The organism is Pseudomonas sp. (assembly GCF_050739775.1).
Classification (GTDB): Bacteria; Pseudomonadota; Gammaproteobacteria; order Pseudomonadales; family Pseudomonadaceae; genus Aquipseudomonas.
In genome coordinates, this window is the sequence record NZ_JBOICA010000008.1 from 113,140 (window position 1) to 134,561 (window position 21,422).

Sequence of the window (21,422 nt, forward strand, 5' to 3'; positions counted from 1 at the left end):
ACGGTGCTGGTCAAGCCGTGTCCGGCCCCACATACTCGGTCATTCCCTGACACACGGAGGTCTTTCCATGCGGCGCGTGGTGTTCAATCAGAAAGGTGGTGTGGGCAAGTCGAGCATCGCCTGCAACCTGGCGGCGGTGAGTGCCAATGAAGGCTATCGAACCCTGTTGATCGACCTGGATGCCCAGGCCAATTCGACCCAGTACCTCACCGGGCTGACCGGCGACGACATTCCCATGGGCATTGCCGATTTCTTCAAGCAGACCCTGTCGTCCGGGCCGTTTGCCAAGAAGAGCAAGGTCGATATCTACCAAACCCCCTTCGACAACCTGCATGTGGTGACCGCCACCGCGGAGCTTGCTGACCTGCAGCCCAAGCTTGAGGCCAAGCACAAGATCAACAAGCTGCGCAAACTGCTCGACGAGCTGGACGAAGACTATGAGCGGATCTATCTGGATACGCCGCCAGCGCTTAATTTTTACGCAGTTTCGGCGTTGATTGCTGCTGATCGTGTGTTGATTCCTTTCGATTGCGACAGTTTTTCACGCCAGGCACTGTATGGCCTGCTGGCTGAAATCGAGGAACTCAAGGACGATCACAACGAAGGTCTGCAAGTTGAGGGCATTGTCGTCAACCAGTTCCAGGCCCGTGCCAGCCTGCCGCAGCAGATGCTCGACGAACTGCTGGCCGAAGGCCTGCCGGTGCTGCCGGTGTACCTCAACAGTTCGGTGAAGATGCGTGAGTCACACCAGGCCAGCCGGCCGTTGATTCACCTGGAGCCGCGGCACAAGCTGACCCAGCAGTTTGTCGAACTGCACGCATTGCTCGAAGAAAACACCTAGATCCCCTGGCTGCGCAGCCACTCCAGTAGTTGTTGGAGTGGGAATGCGCCGCTTTGACGCGCCACTTCCCGGCCATTCTTGAACAGGATCAAGCTGGGAATCGAACGAATTGCCAATTGCCCGGCCAATTGCTGGTTGGCCTCGCTGTCCAGTTTTGCCAGGCGACAGCGGCCGCTGAGCTGGTTGGCGGCTTGCTCGAAGATCGGCGCGAAGGATTTGCATGGTCCGCACCAGTCAGCCCAGACGTCAATCAGCAGCGGCAGGTCGCCCTTGATCTGGCTGGCGTAGTCGCCTTGCTTGAGGTCGAAGGGTTTGCTCAGGAGAACCGGGCTTTTGCAGCGGCCGCATTTTGGCGTATCGCCGAGGCGCTCAGCAGGGATGCGGTTCAGGCCGTTGCAGTGAGGGCAGGGGATCACGAGCGGGTCGGTCATTGGTACTCCAGGAATTAGTTGTAGGGGCTGTGGGGGCGGGCTTGCCCCGCGATGCGATGTAACTGACAAACCGCAATCGCGGGCAAGCCCACAGGGGTCAAGATGAGCAGCTGATCTCCAGATGCTTGCCCCACTCCGGCGGGCGTTCGGCATAAGCCTCCATCCCCGGCTGCTCCTCGAACGGCTTGCACAGCACCTGGTGCAGGCGCCGCACTTCTTCGTAATCACCGCCTTCAGCGGCTTCGATGGCGCGCTGCGCCAGATAGTTGCGCAGAATGTACAGCGGGTTGACCGCGTGCATGCGTTCGCGGCGGCCTTCGCTGTTGCCTGGCTCGCGCTGCAGGCGTGCCAGGTAGTCCTGCGCCCAGCCGTCGAAACCGGCGAGGTCGACGAAATCATCGCGCACCACACGCACAGCCGCTTCGGCGGGCTGGTCGCCGAGCTTGCGGAAGAACAGGGTGTAGTCCACCGCGCCGGGCTGCATCAGTTGCAGCAGGCGTTCGATCAGTACTTTATCGCCATCCTCTGCTTGCAGCAGGCCCAGGCGACGGCGCATCAGGTGCAGGTAATGGGCTTGGTACAACGGCAGGAACAACGCCAGGGTTTCCTGCAGCGCCTCGACACTGATGAACGGCGTCAGCGCCTGGGCCAGGGCACTGAGGTTCCAGTGGGCAATGGGCACCTGGTTGCTGTAGCTGTAGCGGCCTTGGTCATCGGAGTGATTGCAGATGAAGTTGGCGTCGAAGTCGTCGAGGAAGGCGAACGGGCCGAAGTCGAAGGTGATGCCCAGGATCGACATGTTGTCGGTGTTCATCACCCCATGGCAGAAGCCATAAGCCTGCCACAGGGCAATCAGTTCGGCGTTGCGTTCGACGATGCTGCGAAACATTGCCAGGTACGGTTCGGGATCGCTCTGGCATTCGGGGAAATGCAGCTTCAGCACATGCTCGGCGAGGACGCGCTGCTGCTCGGGCTGGCGGGTGTAATAGAAATACTCGAAATGACCGAAGCGCACATGGCTCGGTGCCAGGCGCAGGAGCATGGCGGCGCGTTCCTGGGTTTCGCGCCATACCGGTGTGGTTGAGCCGATTACGCACAAAGCGCGGCTGCTGGGAATGCCCAGGGCGTGCAGGGCTTCGCTGGCGAGGAACTCGCGGATCGAGGAACGCAGTACGGCACGACCGTCGCCCATGCGCGAATAAGGCGTCTCTCCGGCGCCCTTGAGGTGCAGGTCCCAATGCTCGCCAGCGTCGTTGCAGACCTCGCCCAGCAACAGGCCGCGGCCATCCCCCAGGCGCGGGCTATAGCCGCCGAACTGGTGCCCGGAATAGACCATGGCCCGCGCCTCGGCCTCGCTCCATAGCTTGTGTCCGCCAAACAGTTCGGCGAACACCGGTGAGTGCGCTTCGCTCGGCTCCAGGTCGAGCAGGGCCATGGCGGCCTCGCTGACTACCACCAGGCGCGGCTCGGCAATCGGCTCGGGGAGCACTGAAGTTGAAAAGGCGTCGCCCAGGCGGGCAAAACGGTTGTCGAAGGTCAGTTCGTCGAGGGCTTTCAACGGCCATCTCCAGCAGAATATCCGATCATTCTGCAAGGCTATGGCCGTTGACGTCCAGTCAGGCGGGTTTGCCGGGGGGCGAGCCGCTCGGCTTGTGGTCATCGCTGAGCGGCTGAGTCACGGTCTTGTCCAGACTCTCCACCGGGACCATTTTGTATTCCTGGCCCTGCATGTTCTTCAGGTAGACCTCCATCTGCCGGAACGAGATGTTGATCTTCTGTTTCTTGAATTCCTTGTTGATGAAGCGGTTGATCTCATCCAGCACCGGGTTGCGGTCGCCCAGGTCACGCACGTGCATGCGCAGTTCGTGGTCCAGGGTGCTCTCGCCGAAGTTCAGGAAGTAGACAATCGGTTCAGGCTCCTTGAGCACCCGCGGGTTGTCGTTGGCAGCCTTGAGCAGCAGGGAGCGCACCAGGTCCAGATCCGAGCCATAGTCGACACCGAGCTTGAGGGTGACGCGGGTGATGGTGTCGGTCAGCGACCAGTTGATCAGTTGCCCGGTGATGAAGGTCTTGTTCGGGACAATGATGTCCTTGCGGTCGAAGTCGGTAATGGTCGTGGCGCGGATACGGATCTTGCTCACCGTGCCGGACAGGTTGCCGATGGTAATGGTGTCGCCGATGCGTACCGGGCGTTCGAACAGGATCATGATGCCGGAGATGAAGTTGGCGAAGATCTCCTGCATGCCGAAGCCCAGGCCTACCGACAGCGCGGCCACCAGCCACTGCAGTTTGTCCCAGCTGACGCCGAGGGCCGAGAGGGTCGAGACGAAGCCGACCCCGGCAATTACATAGGACAGCAGCGTAGTAGTGGCGTAGGCGCTGCCCTGGGCCAGGTTCAGGCGCGACAGCACCAGTACTTCCAGCAAGCCCGGCAAGTTGCCGGCCAGGGCGATGGTGATACCGATGATGACCAGGGCGCCGAGCATGTCACTGAGGCTGATCGGTACCATGCTCATGGTCGCGCCAGTGCCGCTGGTGTACTCGTACAGGGTGATGTTGTCGAGGTAGGCGACCACGCTGATCAGGTCGGACCAGACCCAGTACAGCGCCGCGATGAAGCCGCCGAGCAGCGCCAGGCGGATCAGGCGCAGGGACTGCTGGTTGACCTGTTCGATGTCCAGGGTCGGTTCTTCGACAATGACTTCGCCATCGAGCCCTTCCTTGGTGCTCGCCTGGCGCTTGCTCAGTGCCCGCTGGTAGGCCAGGCGCCGGGCGGCCACGGCCAGGCCGCGGACGAACGCGGCCTCGATCACCAGCCAGAACATCAGCAGGTAGAGGGTGTCGATCAGGCGGTCGGTGAGCTTCAGCGCGGTGTAGTAGTAGCCAAAGCACACGGCGATGAACAAGGCGATCGGCAGGGCGGTGAAGGCCACGCCCACGGCCTGGCGGAACAGCGAGGTGTTGCGGTGCGCCGGGCTGCTGAGCAGCAGGCGGCTGAGCAGCCAGGTCATCAAGGCATAGCAGGTCAGTACCACGCCAATGCCGAGCACGTCGTCAGCCAGGGCTGAGGGTTGGTGTTCTGCCACCGCGACCACGCCGACCAGCGCCAGTACCACGGCACCCAGGCGGCGAATCCAGCGGCGCAGGAATTCGACTTGCGATTTGTCCCAGCGGAAATGCAATTCAGCAACGCCACCGGGGGCCAGTACTCGGTAAGCGGTGTAGAACACCAGCCAGGCCTGGGCGATCTGCCACAGGGCGGCACCGAGGTTGGCGTTCTGCCCACGGGCATCGATTTGCAGGGCGTAACCGCACAGGGCCAGGCCAAGACTCAGGGGCATGGCCAGGAGGATGTTGATCAGGATCGCCTGGGGTGTGTGCCACTGGCTGTCGCGCTTGAAGTGGCCGACGTCCTGGTGAACTTTGTTCAGACGGTTATACAGGTATTTGCGTCGCCACAGCAGGGCGCCGATCAACAACAATAGCGGCAAGAACAGCAGTGGACGCTGGACCAGGCCATCGCCCAGCTCCTTGATTCCGGATCCCCAGGGCAAGCTGACCAACTGCTTGTGCAGGCGATCGGGGACGGTTCGCAGCCATTCCAGCTCCAGTGGCTTGTTGCTCGGGATCCAGAACATTTGCTCGTCGAGTGTGGTGCGCAAGCTCTGGGAGGTGCTGAGCAACTGCTTCTGGTTCAGCTGCAGGGTGATGGATTCGTTGAGCAGGGAGCTCAGTTCGCGATTGAGTCGTTCCAGCAGGTCGCTGCGGGTAATCGCCACTTCCAGCAAGGCTTTGCGCAGTTGTGGGGTGACGTTCTCCTCGGGCTGATTGGCGAGCAGTTTGTCGACGTAGCTGCTCGGGCTGGTGATCTGTTCGCGCTGTTGGTTGATCTCGAACTGGTACAGGCGGATATCGGCGATCTGGTCGGCCAGGTTGCGGTCGACCTTCAGGTGCGGCAGGGCCTGTTTCTGCTTGTAGAGGATCTTGGACAGCAGCAGGCTGCCCTTGAGTACGCTGATCTGCTCCTCCAGGGCCTGGTCGGCCTGGGTCAGGCTGTCCAGTTGCTGCTTGGTCTTGAGGTTCTGCTGAGTCAGCTCGTTGAGGCGGTCGGTGCTGCGCAGCAGGTAATCGGAGAGTTTGAGATTGGCTGCGCTTTCGGTGGCCAACAAGGTACTACCGCCGGCCTTCTGCGCTTCGATGGACTGCTCGGTAACGGTCTGTTGGGACTGGGCCAGGCGCTTCTGGTTGATCAGCGTCTGCAGGTCCTGGATTTCCTGTTCCAGGCGTGTGGCACGTTCAATCAGCAAGTCATGCTGACTGTTGCCGAGGTCTTGCAACAGGCTGTTGCCGGCCAGTTCCTGGCGACGCAGCAGGGTCAAGGCATTGATCGCGGTCAGTTCGGCGTTGAGCTGGTTGCGCAGATCTGCAGTCAGCGGTTTACCGCCATCCTTGCCGAGCTTGAGGCTGTTGTTGATCTGCTGGACGCGGGTCTGGTTGGCGCTGATTTCAGCCTGGGCCCGCTCTGGGCGGGTCTGGGAGGTGATGGTCAGGCTGTTGGCTTCAGACAGGGCTTTCTGCAGTTCGCCCTGCTCGGTGGTGCGCTCTGCCAGTAGCTGTTCAAGCTGCGGTACGCTCAGCGCGGCGTAGCGCTGGGCCACGGCGACCACCTTGCTTTCATTGAGCTTGGCCAGTTCGCGTTGGTTCTCGCTGGTCCGGCGCGGCGCATCGTTGAGTTGTTGCTTGAGTGCGACGAGCTTTTTCTCGCTCTCTTCCTTATTGCCGAGGAAGGTCAGGGTCTTTTCGAGAACCTGCTGCAGGGCTTTCTGCTCAGCTTCCGGCAGTTTGCGCTCGGCGATCTTGTCCAGGCTGTGTTGAATGGACGCACGGGTTGGCGGTTCTGCCGCCCAGGCGTAGGAGAGTGACAGACACAGCCCGAGCAGGGCTGCGCATATGGAGGTGCGCAGAGACATAGGCAGAAAATTCTTGCAAGCAGGGGCGAAGGTTTGAGTTTAAAGGAACAAGCCGGGGCCGGGTCGAGTTCCTTCGGGGAATTTGACGCCCACTTTGCTGATCTTGTTCCCTTCCATCACCGCCACCGTCCATAGTGTGTTGTTCCATTCGATCTGGTCACCGACCACCGGCTCACCGCCAACCTTCTGGGTAATGAAGCGACTGAGCGGCATATGCGGGTCCTGGCCGTCGAGCTGCAAACCGTACAACGCCGCTACAGCCCCCAGTTCTGCGTCACCTTCGAGCACGAAGTCACCGAAGAAGCGCAAATCAAGACCGCGTTGCGGTGCCTGGCTGAACAGCTTGCCGAGGGCTGGCAGGTTGTGTTCGTGGCCGATCACGCACAGCAGGTCGTCGACTTCCAGGGTGGTACTTCCCGACGGGTGGAGTAGTTGCTGGCCACGAAACAGGGCGGCGATACGGGTGCCTTCGGGCATTTTCAGCTCGCGCAGGGCGGCGCCGATGCACCATTTTTCCGCACCGAGGCGGTAGATGAACAGTTCCCACTCGCTGGTGATGTGCACTTCCAGGGCCGAACGGGAGATCGGCGCCGGGTCCGGCGGCACCGTTACTTTGAGTAGCTTGGCCACCCATGGCAGGCTGGTGCCTTGCACCAACAGCGAGACCAGAACGATAAAGAACGCCAGGTTGAAGAACAGCTGGGCATCGGGCAGCCCGGCCATTAGCGGGAACACCGCGAGAATAATGGGCACCGCACCGCGTAGGCCGACCCAGGAGATAAAGGCTTTCTCACGGCCGTGGAAGGCCTTGAATGGCAGCAGGCTGGCAACCACCGACAAGGGCCGGGCGAAGATAATCATCCACAGCGCCAGGCCTAGGGCGGGCAGGGCGATTGGCAACAGGTCGTGCGGGGTGACCAGCAGGCCGAGGACCAGGAACATGCCGATCTGCGCCAGCCACGCCATGCCATCGAGCATATGCAGAATACCGTGGCGGCTGCGGATCGGCCGATTGCCCAGTACCAGGCCACACAGGTAGACAGCGAGGAAGCCACTGCCGTGCAAGGCGTTGGTCAGGGAGAACACCACCAGGCCGCCGGCCACCACCAGGATCGGGTACAGGCCGCCGGCCAGGTTGATGCGGTTGACCATCTGCAGCATCAGCCAACCGCCGCCCAGGCCCAGCAGGCCGCCGATACCGAACTCGCGCAGCAGGTGGGTAAGCAGGCTCCAGTGCAGGCCGGTCTGGCCGCTGGCGATCATGTCGATGAGGGTGACGGTGAGGAACACGGCCATCGGGTCGTTGCTGCCCGATTCGATTTCCAGGGTGGCGGTTACCCGTTCGTTCAGGCCTTTGCCGCCGAGCAAGGAGAACACGGCTGCGGCGTCGGTGGAGCCGACGATGGCACCGATCAACAGGCCCTGGATCAGACTCAGGTCGAACAGCCAGGCAGCGGCCATGCCGGTCAGCCCGGTGGTGATCAGCACGCCGACCGTGGCGAGCGACAGCGCCGGCCACAGGGCTACGCGGAAACTCGCCACGCGCGTGCGCAAACCGCCATCGAGGAGGATCACGGCCAATGCCAGGTTGCCCACCAGGTAGGCGGCCGGGTAGTTGTTGAAGATGATGCCGCCGCCATCCACGCCAGCGATCATGCCGACTGCGAGGATGATGACCAGGATCGGGATGCCCAGGCGCGATGACAGTGAGCTGACCAGAATACTTGCACCTACCAGCAATGCGCCGATCAAGAACAGGCTATTGATGGTGGACGCATCCAAAGGTAGTACTCCGGGGAAAATCAGAAAGGAGGGGCGGCGTGCTTTCTTTGCTAAGCAGGTCGCGTGCCAAGGATTCTAACCTGAGGGGTTGGCGGGCTGTAAAGGGTTAATCGCAGGTATAAAAAAGGCACCCATCGGGTGCCTGTTTTGTGTTGCTTTGGCGGGCCTTATCGCGGGGCATTAGGCCTGCTTTACCTCACGCATAGCCTTGCCTTTGACCGGTGCCTCGTTGGCGACGTAGTACTTGGCAGTGCTGCGCGGTAACGACTGGCGGCCACGGATCTTGTCGGAGATTTTCTCGGCGATCATGATCGTGGTGGCGTTGAGGTTGCCGGTGATGATGATCGGCATGATCGAGGCGTCGACCACACGCAGGCCCTGCATGCCATGCACGCGACCCTGGCCATCGACCACGGCCATGTCGTCGGTGCCCATCTTGCACGAGCAGGACGGGTGGAACGCGGTTTCGGCATGCTCGCGGATGAACTTGTCCAGTTCCTCGTCGGTCTGCACATCGGCGCCCGGGCTGATCTCGCGGCCACGGTAGGCATCCAGCGCCGGCTGAGCCATGATTTCGCGGGTCAGGCAGATGCCGTCGCGGAATTCCTGCCAGTCCTGCTCGGTGGCCATGTAGTTGAACAGGATGCTCGGGTGCTGACGCGGGTCTTTCGACTTGGCCTGGATGCGGCCGCGGCTTGGCGAGCGCATCGAACCCATGTGCGCCTGGAAACCGTGTTCCTGTACGCCATTGCTGCCGTTGTAGTTAATCGCAACGGGCAGGAAGTGGTACTGGATGTTCGGCCATTTGAATTCCGGGCGGGTGCGGATGAAACCACCGGCCTCGAACTGGTTGCTGGCGCCGATACCGGTACCGTTGAACAGCCACTCGGCACCGATGGCCGGCTGGTTGTACCAGAGCAGCGACGGGTACAGGGACACCGGCTGGGTGCAGGCGTATTGCAGGTACAGTTCCAGGTGGTCCTGCAGGTTTTCACCGACGCCCGGCAGGTCGTGGACCACCGGGATGTCCAGGCTTTTCAGCAGTTCGGCCGGGCCGACACCGGAGCGTTGCAGCAGTTGCGGCGAAGCGATGGCACCGCTGCAGACGATGACTTCCTTGCGCGCACGGGCTTCCACACGCTCTTCGCTGGCGCCGACCAGGTAGGTCACGCCTACGGCACGCTTGCCGTCGAACAGTACGCGATCGCTCAGGGCATGGGTGACGATGGTCAGCGTCGAGCGCTTCTTGGCGGTGTCCAGGTAGCCGCGGGCGGTGCTGGAGCGACGGCCTTTAGGCGTCACGGTGCGGTCCATCGGACCGAAACCTTCCTGCTGGTAGCCGTTGAGGTCTTCGGTGCGTGGGTAACCGGCCTGCACGCCGGCTTCGACCATGGCGTGGAACAGCGGGTTGTTGCCGGCTTTAGGCGTGGTCACGCTGACCGGGCCTTCGCCGCCGTGGTAGTCGTTCGGACCGATGTCGCGGGTTTCCGCTTTGCGGAAGTACGGCAGGCAATCCAGGTAGGTCCAGTCTTGCAGGCCTGGCAGTTCTGCCCAGCCGTCGAAGTCCATGGCGTTGCCACGGATGTAGCACATGCCGTTGATCAGCGATGAGCCACCCAGGCCTTTGCCGCGACCGCATTCCATCCGGCGGCCGTCCATGTGGGGCTCAGGATCGGTCTCGTAAGCCCAGTTGTAACGACGACCCTGCAGCGGGAAAGCCAGGGCGGCAGGCATCTGGGTGCGGAAATCCATGCGGTAGTCCGGGCCACCGGCTTCGAGCAGCAGGACAGTAACGCCTGGGTCTTCGGTCAGGCGGGTCGCCAGGGTGTTACCGGCAGAGCCGGCACCGACGATGATGTAATCGAATTCATGGGACATTTCTGTTCCCTCATTTTGGCAGTAGTCAGGAAAGCGGGAAGCGCCCGGACCTTGCGGACCGGGCGCGGCTACAGGGGTGCTTAGAACACCGAGTTGTAGTTGCCCAGCTCGACCTGTACCGACTTGATGCGAGTGTACTGAGCCAGCGAGCTCACGCCGTTTTCACGGCCGACACCAGACTGCTTGTAACCGCCAACCGGCATTTCGGCTGGCGACTCGCCCCAGGCGTTGATCCAGCAGATGCCGGCTTCCAGCTGGTGGATGATGCGGTGGGCGCGGCTGATGTCGTTGGTGCAGACGCCGGCAGCCAGGCCGAAGTCGGTGTCGTTGGCACGACGGATGACTTCTTCTTCGGTTTCGTAGGAGAGGATGCTCATCACCGGGCCGAAGATTTCTTCCTTGACGATGGTCATGTCGTCACGGCAATCGGTGAACACGGTCGGGGCCACGAACGCGCCTTTGGCGAATTCGCCGTCGGTCAGACGCTCGCCGCCGCACAGTACGCGTGCGCCTTCTTCCTTGCCCTTGGCGATGTAGCCCAGGACGTTTTCCATGTGGGCGAAGCTGACCAGTGGGCCGAAGTTGGTGTTCTCGTCTTCAGGGTTGCCAACGCGGATACGCGCAACGCGCTCGGCGATCTTGGCTTCGAAGGCCGCTTTCAGCGAGGCTGGAATGAACACGCGGGTGCCGTTGGTGCACACCTGACCCGAGCTGTAGAAGTTGGCCATCATGGCGATGTCGGCAGCGCGATCCAGATCGGCATCTTCGCAGATGATCAGTGGCGACTTGCCGCCCAGTTCCATGGTGACTTCCTTGAGCGAGGAGCTCGAGGCGCTGGCCATGACTTTCTTGCCGGTGTCGGTGCCGCCGGTGAACGAGACTTTCTCGATGCGCGGGTGCTCGGTCAGCCAGGTGCCGACTTCACGGCCGCTGCCGGTCAGGACGTTGAACACGCCGTCTGGCAGGCCAGCTTCGGTGTAGATCTCGGCCAGTTTCAGGGTGGTCAGCGAAGTGACTTCGCTCGGCTTGAAGATCATCGCGTTGCCGGCAGCCAGGGCTGGCGCGGATTTCCACAGGGCGATCTGGATCGGGTAGTTCCAGGCGCCGATACCGACGGTCACGCCCAGCGGCTCGCGGCGGGTGTAGACGAACGAGCTGTCGCGCAGCGGGATCTGCTCGCCTTCGATGGCCGGTACCAGGCCTGCGTAGTACTCCAGGACGTCAGCGCCGGTGACGATGTCGACATAACGGGTTTCGGAGTAGGACTTGCCGGTGTCCAGGGTTTCCAGGGCGGCCAGCTCATCGTTGCGCTCACGCAGGATGTCGACGGCGCGGCGCAGGATGCGCGAACGCTGCATGGCGGTCATCGCGGCCCAGACTTTCTGGCCGCGCTCGGCGCTTTCTACTGCGCGCTCGACGTCTTCTTTGCTGGCGCGTTGCACCTGGGCGAGGACTTCGCCGTTGGCCGGGTTGATGGCGTCGAAGGTAGCGTCGCTGGAAGCGTCGACATAACCACCATCAATGTAGAGTTTTTGCAGTTCGAAACGGGCCATAGTGTCCTCGCAAGTGCATAGGTGTGTTTGGCTATCCGTGCAGCGCTCCTGCTTGTTGGGCAATCGCGGCGCGCGGTGGTTCAGAGGCCTGGTTTTGTGTGTCCGGGCTCGTCTGTTTCGCCAGTTGTAGATCCATGTATTCGTAAGCGATTTGTTTCGCCTGGTCGGTGTCGAAGGCGTCTCCGGACAGCGCTCCGCGCAGCCACAGACCGTCGATCAACGCTGCAAGTCCGCGGGCCGCGCTGCGTGCTTCAGGCAACGGCAGGGAGCGGCGGAACTGGCAGCACAGGTTGGAATACAAGCGGTGATCGTTGATCCGCTGCAACCTGTGCAAAGACGGCTGGTGCATGCTGGAGGCCCAGAAGGCCAACCAGGTTTTCATTGCCGGGCCGTTGACCTGGCTGGCGTCGAAGTTGCCTTCGATGATCACCTGCAGGTGGGCGCGCGGGCTGTGGTCCTTGAGCGCCTGCCGGTTGGCGACGACGTTCTCGTTCAGCACGCTCATCAAGTACCGCATGGTCGCTGCGATCAGGCCGTTCTTGTCCTGAAAGTAGTGACTGATGATGCCATTCGACACACCGGCCAAACGGGCGATCAGCGCAATGCTGGCGTCACCCATGCCGACCTGGTCGATAGCCAGCAATGTGGCTTCGATCAACTGCTGGCGGCGAATGGGTTGCATACCGACCTTGGGCATCTTGCAAATCTCCTCAGGCCTGCGAGCAGTCGACGAGCGGCTGCCTCGGCGAAGGCCAGTCTATTTTGTTTTGATTGAACGTTCAATCAACAAAGAATAAGCTCTGCGACAATCTGTGCCATTGACAGGTTTTTCCTGCCGTCAGCTGGCCCAAATTGGCACCCCAAAAAGGCGTGGAACCCCCGGAATACAAGGTGTTTACGGGTGTAAGCGGTGCGTTGAACAGATCTGCCGGGCGGTCGCTGACTGCGCGCTCAATCCTCGAAGAGGGACTTTTGGTCTGTTTTTTTCAACGCAATCGATTCGGGATCACGGTTTTTCAAAGTGCTTTTATAACACCTGCTGCAGTGGGGCTATTGCACCATTTGCTCAGGGAAAGGTTGTTTTCGTTTCTCTCGCACTGCCCGGAGCCTACGTGCAATGAGTTCTGCCTCCCTTATCAAGACCCCTACCGAGAGGGTCCGGGTCAATAGCGTGGTGTTCATCACCTCCGCGTTGCTGATCCTCGTGTTGACTGCCTTGCTTATCGCTGTACCTGAGAAAGCCGGCGAAGTGCTCAACGTCGCCCAGACCTGGCTGACACGCAGCTTCGGCTGGTATTACATGCTGGTGATCGGCGGCTACCTGGTATTCGTGATCGTTCTGGCCTTCTCCAGTTTCGGCAAGCTCAAGCTTGGCGGCAAGGACGACAAACCCGACTTCAGCTATGGCGCTTGGGCCGGCATGCTGTTCTCCTCGGGTATCGGCATCTCGCTGCTGTACTTCGGTGCCTCCGAGCCGCTGGATCACTACTTCAACCCGCCAGAAGGCACCGCAGCCAGCGCCGAGGCGGCGCGCCAGGGCCTGCAGCTGACCTTCCTGCACTGGGGCCTGCACGGCTGGGCGATCTACGCTCTGGTCGGTCTGGCTGTGGGCTACTTCGCCTACCGTCACAACCAGCCGCTGGCACTGCGCTCGGCGCTGTACCCGCTGATGGGCGAGCGGTGGGTCAAGGGTGGCGCCGGTCACGCGGTGGACATCTTCGGCATGTTCGTGACGCTGCTGGGTCTGGTGACCAATTTAGGCATCGGTTCGATGCAGGTGGCCTCGGGCCTGGAATACCTGTTCGGCATGGACCACAGCAAGACCAACCTGCTAATCGTGATTCTGGTCATGGCCACAGTGGCCACAGTGGCCGCAGTTTCCGGCGTAGAGAACGGCATCCGTCGCCTGTCGAACCTGAACATCATCCTGTTCAGCGGCCTGTTTATCTTCGTCCTGCTGGCAGGTGACACCCTGCACCTGCTCAACGGTTTCGTACAGAACATCGGCGACTACCTCAACGGCATCGTGCTGAAGACCTTCGATCTCTACGTCTATGAAGACCAGGCGGGCAAGTCCGAGCGCTGGCTTGGGCTGTGGACCGTGTTCTACTGGGCCTGGTGGATTTCCTGGGGGCCGTTCGTCGGCATGTTCATCGCCCGTATCTCCAAGGGCCGCACCGTGCGTGAACTGGTTGCTGGCGTTCTGCTGATCCCGCTGGGCTTCACCCTGGCCTGGCTGTCGATCTTCGGCAACACCGCGCTGGACCTGGTGATGAATCATGGCGCCGTGGAGCTGGGCAAGACCGCGCTTGAGCAGCCGTCGATGTCGATCTACCAACTGCTGGAATTCTTCCCGGCGGCCAAGATTGTCATTGGTGTGGCGGTGTTCGTCGGCTTCGTGCTGTTCCTCACCCCGGCCGACTCTGGCGCGGTGATGATGGCCAACCTGTCGTGCAAAGGCGGCCAGGTCGACGAGGACGCGCCGCACTGGATGGTAGTGTTTTGGTCGGTGGTGATCACCCTGGTGACCATCGGTCTGCTGTTTGCCGGCAACTTCGCCGCCATGCAGACCATGGTGGTACTGGCCGGCTTGCCGTTCTCGGTGGTGCTGGTGCTGTTCATGTTCGGTCTGTACAAGGCCATGAAGCAGGATAGCCAGATCGAACAGGAACAAGCCGAGCTGGCGGCCCGCGGTCGTCGCGGCTTCAGCGAGCGCCTGAGCCAGCTCGACCTGCAACCGACCCAGGCAATGGTCCAGCGCTTCATGGACAAGCAGGTCAGCCCAGCGCTGAAGGAGGCCGCAGTGCAACTGCGTAACCTCGGCGTTGAAGTGGAGACCCGCGTCGGTCAGTCACGTTCGACCATGGGCCTGCGGGTGATGATGGAAGAGGGCAATCCTTTCGTCTACGAAGTGAGCCTGGACGGTTATCTGGCCGCGCCAAGCGAAGCGCCGGTCGAAGGTGAAAGCGAAGTGCGCCAGCGCTTCTACCGTGCCGAGGTGTACCTGCACAACGGTAGCCAGGAGTACGATCTGATGGGCTTCACGCCTGATCAGATCACCCGTGATGTGCTTGACCAGTTCGAGAGCCATCGCCAGTTGCTGGGCCGGGTTTACAGCTAACCTGCACGCCGTGTGATGACAAGGGCCCTGTTCGCGAGAACAGGGCCCTTGTCGTTTCTGGTCTTGGCGGCCAGCAATATGTAACACCGGTGCTTGTTGAATCGAAGGGCGTCGCAGCGCTTGAATTCATCGATTGGTGTAACGGCCCTGTCGGCCATGGGCCGGCATGGCCAGATTGCTACGCTCTGCAATCATCTGCCGAATGGTGATTAGTTCAATGCCCTGGTTTTTTAGCCGGGGCATTTCCCGTTCCAGCACCTCGAGCGTCTGTGGGTAGGGGTGCCCGATCAATACGGCTGATCCCTGTTTGCGTGCCAGTTCGATGCCTTGGCGTAATTGCCCGGCAATCGCCTCGGGGGTGCGTACATCGTCCAGGAATACATCCCGTGAAACATGCGCCAGATCGAGCACTTGGGCCCTGGCCGCCGCCACCGTGGCGGCACTGGTGCGGCTGTCGACGAAAAACAGGTGACGGCGCTGTAGCTCGTCCATCAGCCAGGCCATGGCCTCGGCTTGCGAGGTCATGCGACTGCCCATGTGGTTATTGATCCCGGCGGCGTAGGGCACCTTGGCCAGGGCGGCTTCCAGGCGCTGGGCCAGCTCTGGCAACGGCGTACCGGGGTGCCAGGCGTAAGGACCGGTGGCCGGGTCCATAGGCATGTGCAGGATCACCGTTTTGCCTGCTTTGTGGGCCTGGCGGGCGAATTCAGTGGCGTGAGGTGTGTCGGGCATGATCGCCATGGTCACCGGGCCGGGCAGGGCCAAGGTGCGGCTATCGCGGGCGGTGTTCTGGCCAAGATCGTCGATGATCAGGCTCATGTAGGCCTTGCCCTGTTGGGCAGGCGCCGCGATCACGGCGCCGCCCAACAGGTACAGCAGGAGAAGCAGGTAACGCATGCAGGGGATCACTTACTGTGAGTAATGCTCAAGCCCTTGAGCAGGCTCAGGGCCTGGCTGAGCTGGAAGTCATTGTCCTGCGGGCGCTCCTTGCGTTTGCTGCTACCTGATGGTCGATCAGCACCGCCGTTGCCGTTGCCCAGGTGGCCCTGCAGGTCGGCTTCTTTGAAGTTGTCGTTGTCCGCCTCGGCGGTCAGTTTGGCCTGACGCACCTCGATGTCCGGGAGGATGCCCTGGGCCTGGATCGAGCGACCGTTCGGGGTGTAGTACAACGCAGTGGTGAGCTTGAGCGCGCGATCGTTGTTCAACGGCAGTACGGTTTGCACCGAGCCCTTGCCGAAACTGTCGGTGCCCATCAGCACGCCGCGTTTCTGGTCCTGCAGGGCACCAGCGACAATTTCCGAGGCGGAAGCGCTGCCACCGTTGATCAGCACCACCAATGGCACGCCTTCGCTGGTGTCGGCCGGATCGGCAGAGAAGCGCAGTTCGGAGTTGGCAATACGGCCTTTGGTGTAGACGATCAGGCCTTTGCTCAGGAAGTGGTCAGCCACTTCCACCGCCGACTGCAGTACGCCACCGGGGTTGTTGCGCAGGTCCAGGACCAGGCCGCGCAGCTTCTTGCCATTGTCCTTGCGCAGCTTGGCCAGGGCCTTGCCGACTTCCTCGCCGGTCTTGACCTGGAACTGTGTGATGCGGATATAGCCGTAGCCGTCTTCGAGCAGTTGGCTCTTGACGCTCTTGACCTGAATGACTGCGCGGGCAAGGGTCACGTCGAAGGGCGTGCCGCCGTTGCGCACCAGGGTCAGGGTGATCTTCTCGCCGATCTTGCCGCGCATCTTGTCGACCGCTTCGGTCATGGTCTGGCCGCGGGTCGGCTGGCCGTCGATCTTGACGATCAGGTCACCGGCCTCGATCCCGGCACGGGAGGCCGGGGTGTCATCGATTGGCGACACTACCTTGACGAAGCCATCTTCCATGCCGACCTCGATGCCCAGACCGCCGAACTCGCCGCTGGTGCTTTCCTGCAGCTCCTGGAAATCTTCCGGGCCCAGGTAGGCCGAATGCGGGTCGAGGTTGCTGAGCATGCCCTTGATGGCGTTTTCCAACAGGGTCTTGTCGTCTACCGGTTCGACATAGGCCGCCTTGATCCGGTCCATGACCTCGGCGAAGGTGCGCAGCTCATCGAGCGGCAGTGGCGCCTTGGCAGAGGCTGATACCGTCGTGGCCGGCACAGCGGTCGGCTTGGCGGGCTCGGCCGCACGGGCCAGGGGCGCGCCGAGGACCATGGCGATGGTCAGGGCCAGCGAGGTGAGGCGAGGCGAATGCAGCATGTCGAACGAACTCCTGATCCTGGTAGCGCTCCGGTTGGAGCCTCGGCGTAGCCCGATGTCGTGCTGCGCCGTCAAATAAGGTGTTGGTGGTCCCTATCCCTGGGCGCGGCACCATTGTGCGGGGTCGCTTGGGCGACCTTGCTGGCGGATGGCGAAGTACAGCCCCGAGCTGTTCTGGCCGCCGCTGTTACCGACGGTGGAAATAGCCTCGCCGGCCTTGACGACGTCTCCGGCGCTCTTGAGCAGGCTCTGGTTATGGCCATAGAGGCTCAGGTAACCATTACCATGGTCGAGAATGACCAGAAGTCCAGCGCCGCGCAACCAGTCGGCAAACACCACCCGGCCGCCATGCACGGCGCGCACCTGGCTGCCTGGAGAGGCGCTGATCATCACACCGTCCCATTTTGCCCGCGAATCATCCCCGCGGGTTTCGCCAAAGCGTGCCAGCAATCGACCATTGACCGGCCATGGAAGTTTTCCTCGGGCCAAAGAAAAAGCACCGCCGAAGGTTTCACCGCTGCTGGAAACCAGTGGGCCGGGAATAGCCTTTGGCTTGCTCGGCGCATCACTATTGGCCGCCAGGGCTTCGCGCTGGCGCTGTTTTTCCGCCTCCTGGGCCACGAGCAGGGCCTTTTGACGGGCGGCTTCGGCTTCACGGGCCTGGCGGGCGAGGGTTTCCTCGATGGTCTTGAGGACTTTGCTCAAGTCGGCCTGATCCTGCTCGCGCGCCTGTAGTTTCTGGTCGCGGGCTTTGACGTCAGTGTTCAGCTTGGCCAGCACCTGTTGGCGTTCGGTACGTACTTTTTCCAGCTCCTGGCGCTGGGCATCGAGGTTGCCCTGCTGAGCCAGTAACTGGGCTTGCTGCAAGCTGATGTCCTGTTCGACGTTGGCCAACTGACGCAAGGTTTCGTTGAAGTTGCGCAACTGCTCAAGGCGCGCCTGGCTCAGGTAATCGTAATAGGTCAGGGTGCGGGCGAATTTTTCCGGGTTCTGCTGGTTGAGCAGCAGCTTGAGGTATTCCTCGCGGCCGTTCTGGTAGGCCGAACGGGCCTGGATGGCAATCAGGCGTTGTTGTTCAACGCGGGCGCTCTGGAGTTTTTTTTTCTCGTGATCAAGGCGTTCCAGCTCGCCTTCAGTCTTTTTTAGTTCCTGTTGCAGGGCCTCCACCTGCTTCTCCAGCTTGCCGATGTCGGTTTCAGTGCTGCGCAGGTCTTTCTGCACACCGGATTTTTCCTGCTGCAACTGGCCGAGCATTTTTTTCAGCTCGGCAATGTCCTGACGCGTGGCGTCCAGTTGCTGCTGGGTTTGCGCGCGCTCGTCGGCAAACGCCGGGCTGAGCAGGCAAGACAAGGCTAGAACGATCAGGGCGCGAAACATGGAGTGGGCGACACCAGGGATAGAGACTGGCCTAGTATGCCCGCCGCAGGCGGCAAAAAAAACGCCTCAAGGCAACTGCATTGAGGCGTTTGTCCGGAAAACCGACCGTTACGGCCGGTTTAGCGGCTTCAGGCGTTGATCAGGATCGAGGTGCCGGTCATTTCTGCAGGCTTTTCCAGGCCCAGCAGCTTGAGCATGGTCGGTGCCACGTCGGCCAGCACACCGCCTTCGCGGACCTGAACGGTGCGTTTGCCGACATAGATGAACGGTACCGGCTCGGTGGTGTGAGCAGTGTGCGCCTGGCCGGTGCAGGCGTCTTCCATCTGCTCGACGTTGCCGTGGTCGGCGGTGATCAGGGCTTCGCCACCGACCTTGTCCAGCGCCTCGACGATGCGCCCGACACACAGGTCCAGGGCTTCGACCGCTTTGACCGCAGCTTCGAACACGCCGCTGTGGCCGACCATATCGCCGTTGGCATAGTTGACCACGATGACGTCGTAGCGCTGCTGCTCAATGGCTTCGACGATGCGGTCGGTGACCTCCGGAGCGCTCATCTCCGGCTGCAGGTCGTAGGTAGCGACCTTCGGCGACGGAATCAGAATGCGCTCTTCGCCTTCGAACGGCTCTTCGCGACCGCCGGAGAAGAAGAAGGTGACGTGGGCGTACTTCTCGGTTTCGGCGATGCGCAGCTGGGTCTTGCCGTTCTTGGCCAGGTATTCGCCGAGCACGTTGTCCAGGCTGCCCGGGGCAAAGGCGGCTGGGGCCGGGATTTTCGCCGAGTACTGGGTCAGGCCGATATATGCGGCCAGTTTCGGCAGGCGCGCACGTGGGAATTCGTTGAAGTCGGCTTCGACGAACACTCGCGACAGTTCGCGGGCGCGGTCGGCGCGGAAGTTCATGAAGATCACCGCATCGCCGTCTTCGACCTTGACTGCTTCGCCGATACGCGTGGCCTTGACGAATTCATCGCTCTCGCCACGGGCGTAGGCAGCTTCCAGACCGGCCAGGGCGCTGTCGGCGTTGTATTCGGCAGCACTGTCGACGATCAGGTTGTAGGCCGCCGATACGCGGTCCCAGCGGTTGTCGCGGTCCATGGCGAAGTAGCGGCCAATCAGGCTGGCGATACGGCCCTTGCCCAGCTTGGCAAAGGTGGCGTCGAGCAGCTCAATTGATGACTGCGCGCTTTTCGGCGGGGTGTCGCGACCGTCGAGGAAGGCGTGCAGGTAGATTTTTTCGGCGCCACGCTGTGCGGCCAGTTCGGCCATGGCGATCAGGTGGTCCTGGTGACTGTGCACGCCGCCATCGGAAAGCAGGCCGAGGATATGCACGGCCTTGCCGGCGCCCGCAGCCTTGTCGACTGCGCCGCAGAGCACGGCGTTGTCGAAGAATTCGCCGTCCTTGATGGCCTTGGTTACCCGGGTGAAATCTTGGTACACCACACGGCCGGCACCGAGGTTCATGTGGCCAACCTCGGAGTTGCCCATCTGCCCGTCAGGCAAGCCGACGTCCATGCCGGAGCCGGAGATCAAGCCGTGCGGCTGGGTGGCGCGCAGGCGATCGTAGACCGGCGTGTTGGCCGAGTAGATGGCGTTGTATTCGTGGCTTTCGCTGTGACCGAAACCATCCAGGATGATCAGGACCAAAGGTTTTGGCGTGCTCGTCATCAATCCCACTCACGGTTGTTCAGATGATAAAGACGCGCATTTTAGGGCAAATTGGCCATGAATGACGAATTAACCTTGTGCGCCGCCGGGCGCTGGCCGACGGACTGCAGGCAGTAGATGAGAATTACTGCCGACAAGCCGCTCGGGCGGGCTTTGGCCGACCTTGGGGGCTGTGTATACTGGCCAACATTTTTAATGGCCTGGAACACCCTCCGATGGTTGCTCACCTGATTGAATTCGCAACAAATCACTATCTGCTGGTTGGCATCTTCGTCGTTCTGCTGGTGCTGCTGATTGTCACCGAAGCCCGCAAAGGCGGACGCAGCCTGAGCACTGGCGAACTGACCGCACTGGTTAACAGCGATAAAGGCCTGGTTGTCGACATCCGTTCGACCAAGGACTACGCGGCTGGCCATATCGTCGGTGCCCTGAACATTCCGCAGGACAAATTCGCCGCGCGTATCGGCGAGCTGGAAAAGCACAAGGCCAACAAGACCCTGATCGTGGTCGATGCCATGGGCCAGCACGCTGGCACCACTGCCCGCGAACTGCTCAAGGCCGGCTTCACCGCTGCCAAGCTGTCCGGTGGGGTGTCGAGCTGGAAAGCTGACAACCTGCCGCTGGTGAAGTGACATGGCCAACGTCATCGTCTATTCCAGCGACTACTGCCCTTACTGCTCGCGCGCCAAGTACCTGCTCGAAAGCAAAGGTGCGGCGTTCGAAGAGATCAAGGTCGATGGCAAGCCACAAGTGCGCGCCGAAATGAGCCAGAAGGCCGGCCGTACCTCGGTGCCGCAGATATGGATCGGCAGCACCCACGTCGGCGGTTGCGACGACCTGTATGCCCTTGAGCGCGCCGGTAAGCTCGACGGTTTGCTCAAGGCTTGAACCAGAACCCCTATTAAAGACCCTGGAAAGAAGGATCTGTCATGACTGACCAACAGAACAACGAAGCAGCCGCAGCCGACGAAAGCGCACCCCAGTTCTCCCTGCAGCGCATCTATGTGCGCGACCTGTCGTTCGAAGCGCCGAAAAGCCCGGCAATCTTCCGTCAGCAGTGGGAGCCGAGTGTTGCCCTGGACCTGAACACCAAGCAGAAAGGTCTGGAAGGCGATTTCCATGAAGTCGTACTGACCCTGTCGGTTACCGTAAAGAACGCTGACGAAGTGGCCTTCATTGCTGAAGTCCAGCAGGCCGGTATCTTCCTGATCAAGAACCTGGATCCGGCTTCGATGAGCCACACCCTGGGTGCGTTCTGCCCGAACATCCTGTTCCCGTACGCTCGCGAAGCGCTGGACAGCCTGGTGACCCGTGGTTCGTTCCCGGCCCTGATGCTGTCGCCGGTCAACTTCGACGCCCTTTACGCTCAGGAAATGCAACGCATGCAGGAAGCTGGCGAAGCCCCTTCGCTGCAATAAGCCTGTTGCGATGAATTGAAAAAGCGCCCTGCCAGACTGTGTGAAAACCTAGCAATCTGCCCGGCCCTTTAAGAGAATGCTCCGTATCGAAGGATACGGAGCATTTTTCGTTATGGCCTACATACAAGGAGAGTCCCGCAGCCAGACCAGCCTGTTCCC

16 protein-coding genes are annotated in these 21,422 nt (G+C 61.4%); 5 read left to right on the top strand and 11 right to left on the bottom strand.

Annotated elements, in window-relative coordinates:
• Nucleotides 1-67 precede the first annotated feature (67 nt).
• Nucleotides 68-841 (top strand): ParA family protein, encoded by a 774-nt coding sequence (locus tag ACRESH_RS06620; RefSeq protein WP_431741211.1) that lies wholly within the window; start codon nucleotides 68-70, stop codon nucleotides 839-841.
• On the opposite strand, the gene trxC is transcribed toward ACRESH_RS06620, so the two are convergent.
• The 7 genes from trxC to betI all read right to left on the bottom strand — a co-directional run bounded on the left by trxC (nucleotide 838) and on the right by betI (nucleotide 12,152).
• Nucleotides 838-1,272, bottom strand: coding sequence for a thioredoxin TrxC (gene trxC, locus ACRESH_RS06625; protein ID WP_431741212.1), 435 nt, complete (start codon nucleotides 1,270-1,272; stop codon nucleotides 838-840). The genes ACRESH_RS06620 and trxC overlap by 4 nt on opposite strands.
• A 97-nt stretch (nucleotides 1,273-1,369) precedes the next feature.
• Nucleotides 1,370-2,830: a protein adenylyltransferase SelO gene (gene selO / locus ACRESH_RS06630; RefSeq protein WP_431741213.1), complete on the bottom strand. Its 1,461-nt coding sequence runs from the start codon at nucleotides 2,828-2,830 to the stop codon at nucleotides 1,370-1,372.
• A 58-nt stretch (nucleotides 2,831-2,888) separates the two neighbouring features.
• Nucleotides 2,889-6,242 carry a mechanosensitive channel MscK gene (gene mscK, locus ACRESH_RS06635; protein ID WP_431741214.1) on the bottom strand — a complete coding sequence of 1,118 codons (3,354 nt, stop codon included), beginning with the start codon at nucleotides 6,240-6,242 and terminating at the stop codon, nucleotides 2,889-2,891.
• A 39-nt stretch (nucleotides 6,243-6,281) separates the two neighbouring features.
• Nucleotides 6,282-8,024, bottom strand: coding sequence for a potassium/proton antiporter (locus ACRESH_RS06640; protein ID WP_431741215.1), 1,743 nt, complete (start codon nucleotides 8,022-8,024; stop codon nucleotides 6,282-6,284).
• A gap of 180 nt (nucleotides 8,025-8,204) precedes the next feature.
• Nucleotides 8,205-9,902, bottom strand: a complete 1,698-nt coding sequence (gene betA / locus ACRESH_RS06645) for a choline dehydrogenase (RefSeq protein WP_431741216.1) — start codon at nucleotides 9,900-9,902, stop codon at nucleotides 8,205-8,207.
• A gap of 80 nt (nucleotides 9,903-9,982) precedes the next feature.
• On the bottom strand, nucleotides 9,983-11,455 hold the full coding sequence (betB, locus tag ACRESH_RS06650) for a betaine-aldehyde dehydrogenase (protein ID WP_431741217.1): 1,473 nt from the start codon (nucleotides 11,453-11,455) through the stop codon (nucleotides 9,983-9,985).
• A 31-nt stretch (nucleotides 11,456-11,486) separates the two neighbouring features.
• Nucleotides 11,487-12,152 (bottom strand): transcriptional regulator BetI, encoded by a 666-nt coding sequence (gene betI, locus ACRESH_RS06655; protein WP_431741218.1) that lies wholly within the window; start codon nucleotides 12,150-12,152, stop codon nucleotides 11,487-11,489.
• A gap of 420 nt (nucleotides 12,153-12,572) precedes the next feature.
• Between betI and ACRESH_RS06660 the strand changes: the two genes are divergently transcribed.
• Complete coding sequence (locus tag ACRESH_RS06660; protein ID WP_431741219.1) at nucleotides 12,573-14,576, top strand: BCCT family transporter; 2,004 nt, start codon at nucleotides 12,573-12,575, stop codon at nucleotides 14,574-14,576.
• 126 nt (nucleotides 14,577-14,702) lie between these two features.
• On the opposite strand, the gene ACRESH_RS06665 is transcribed toward ACRESH_RS06660, so the two are convergent.
• The 4 genes from ACRESH_RS06665 to gpmI all read right to left on the bottom strand — a co-directional run bounded on the left by ACRESH_RS06665 (nucleotide 14,703) and on the right by gpmI (nucleotide 19,845).
• Complete coding sequence (locus tag ACRESH_RS06665; protein ID WP_431741220.1) at nucleotides 14,703-15,473, bottom strand: divergent polysaccharide deacetylase family protein; 771 nt, start codon at nucleotides 15,471-15,473, stop codon at nucleotides 14,703-14,705.
• An 8-nt stretch (nucleotides 15,474-15,481) separates the two neighbouring features.
• A complete protein-coding gene (locus ACRESH_RS06670) occupies nucleotides 15,482-16,804 on the bottom strand; it encodes a S41 family peptidase (RefSeq protein ID WP_431741221.1) in 1,323 nt (440 codons plus the stop codon).
• Nucleotides 16,805-16,897: 93 nt separating this feature from the next.
• The gene (locus ACRESH_RS06675) at nucleotides 16,898-18,181 is read right to left on the bottom strand and encodes a murein hydrolase activator EnvC family protein (protein ID WP_431741222.1); all 1,284 of its coding nucleotides are present in this window, start codon (nucleotides 18,179-18,181) and stop codon (nucleotides 16,898-16,900) included.
• A 128-nt stretch (nucleotides 18,182-18,309) separates the two neighbouring features.
• Nucleotides 18,310-19,845, bottom strand: a complete 1,536-nt coding sequence (gpmI, locus tag ACRESH_RS06680; protein ID WP_431741223.1) for a 2,3-bisphosphoglycerate-independent phosphoglycerate mutase — start codon at nucleotides 19,843-19,845, stop codon at nucleotides 18,310-18,312.
• Nucleotides 19,846-20,060: 215 nt separating this feature from the next.
• Between gpmI and ACRESH_RS06685 the strand changes: the two genes are divergently transcribed.
• From ACRESH_RS06685 to secB, 3 genes are read left to right on the top strand one after another with little or no spacing between them, the layout of a single operon-like run.
• Nucleotides 20,061-20,477 (top strand): rhodanese-like domain-containing protein, encoded by a 417-nt coding sequence (locus ACRESH_RS06685; protein ID WP_431741224.1) that lies wholly within the window; start codon nucleotides 20,061-20,063, stop codon nucleotides 20,475-20,477.
• Between the two features lies 1 nt (nucleotide 20,478).
• Entirely contained in the window at nucleotides 20,479-20,733 is a 255-nt protein-coding gene (gene grxC / locus ACRESH_RS06690; protein ID WP_431741225.1) for a glutaredoxin 3, read from the top strand.
• Nucleotides 20,734-20,774: 41 nt separating this feature from the next.
• Nucleotides 20,775-21,263 (top strand): protein-export chaperone SecB, encoded by a 489-nt coding sequence (gene secB / locus ACRESH_RS06695; RefSeq protein WP_431741226.1) that lies wholly within the window; start codon nucleotides 20,775-20,777, stop codon nucleotides 21,261-21,263.
• Nucleotides 21,264-21,422 lie beyond the last annotated feature (159 nt).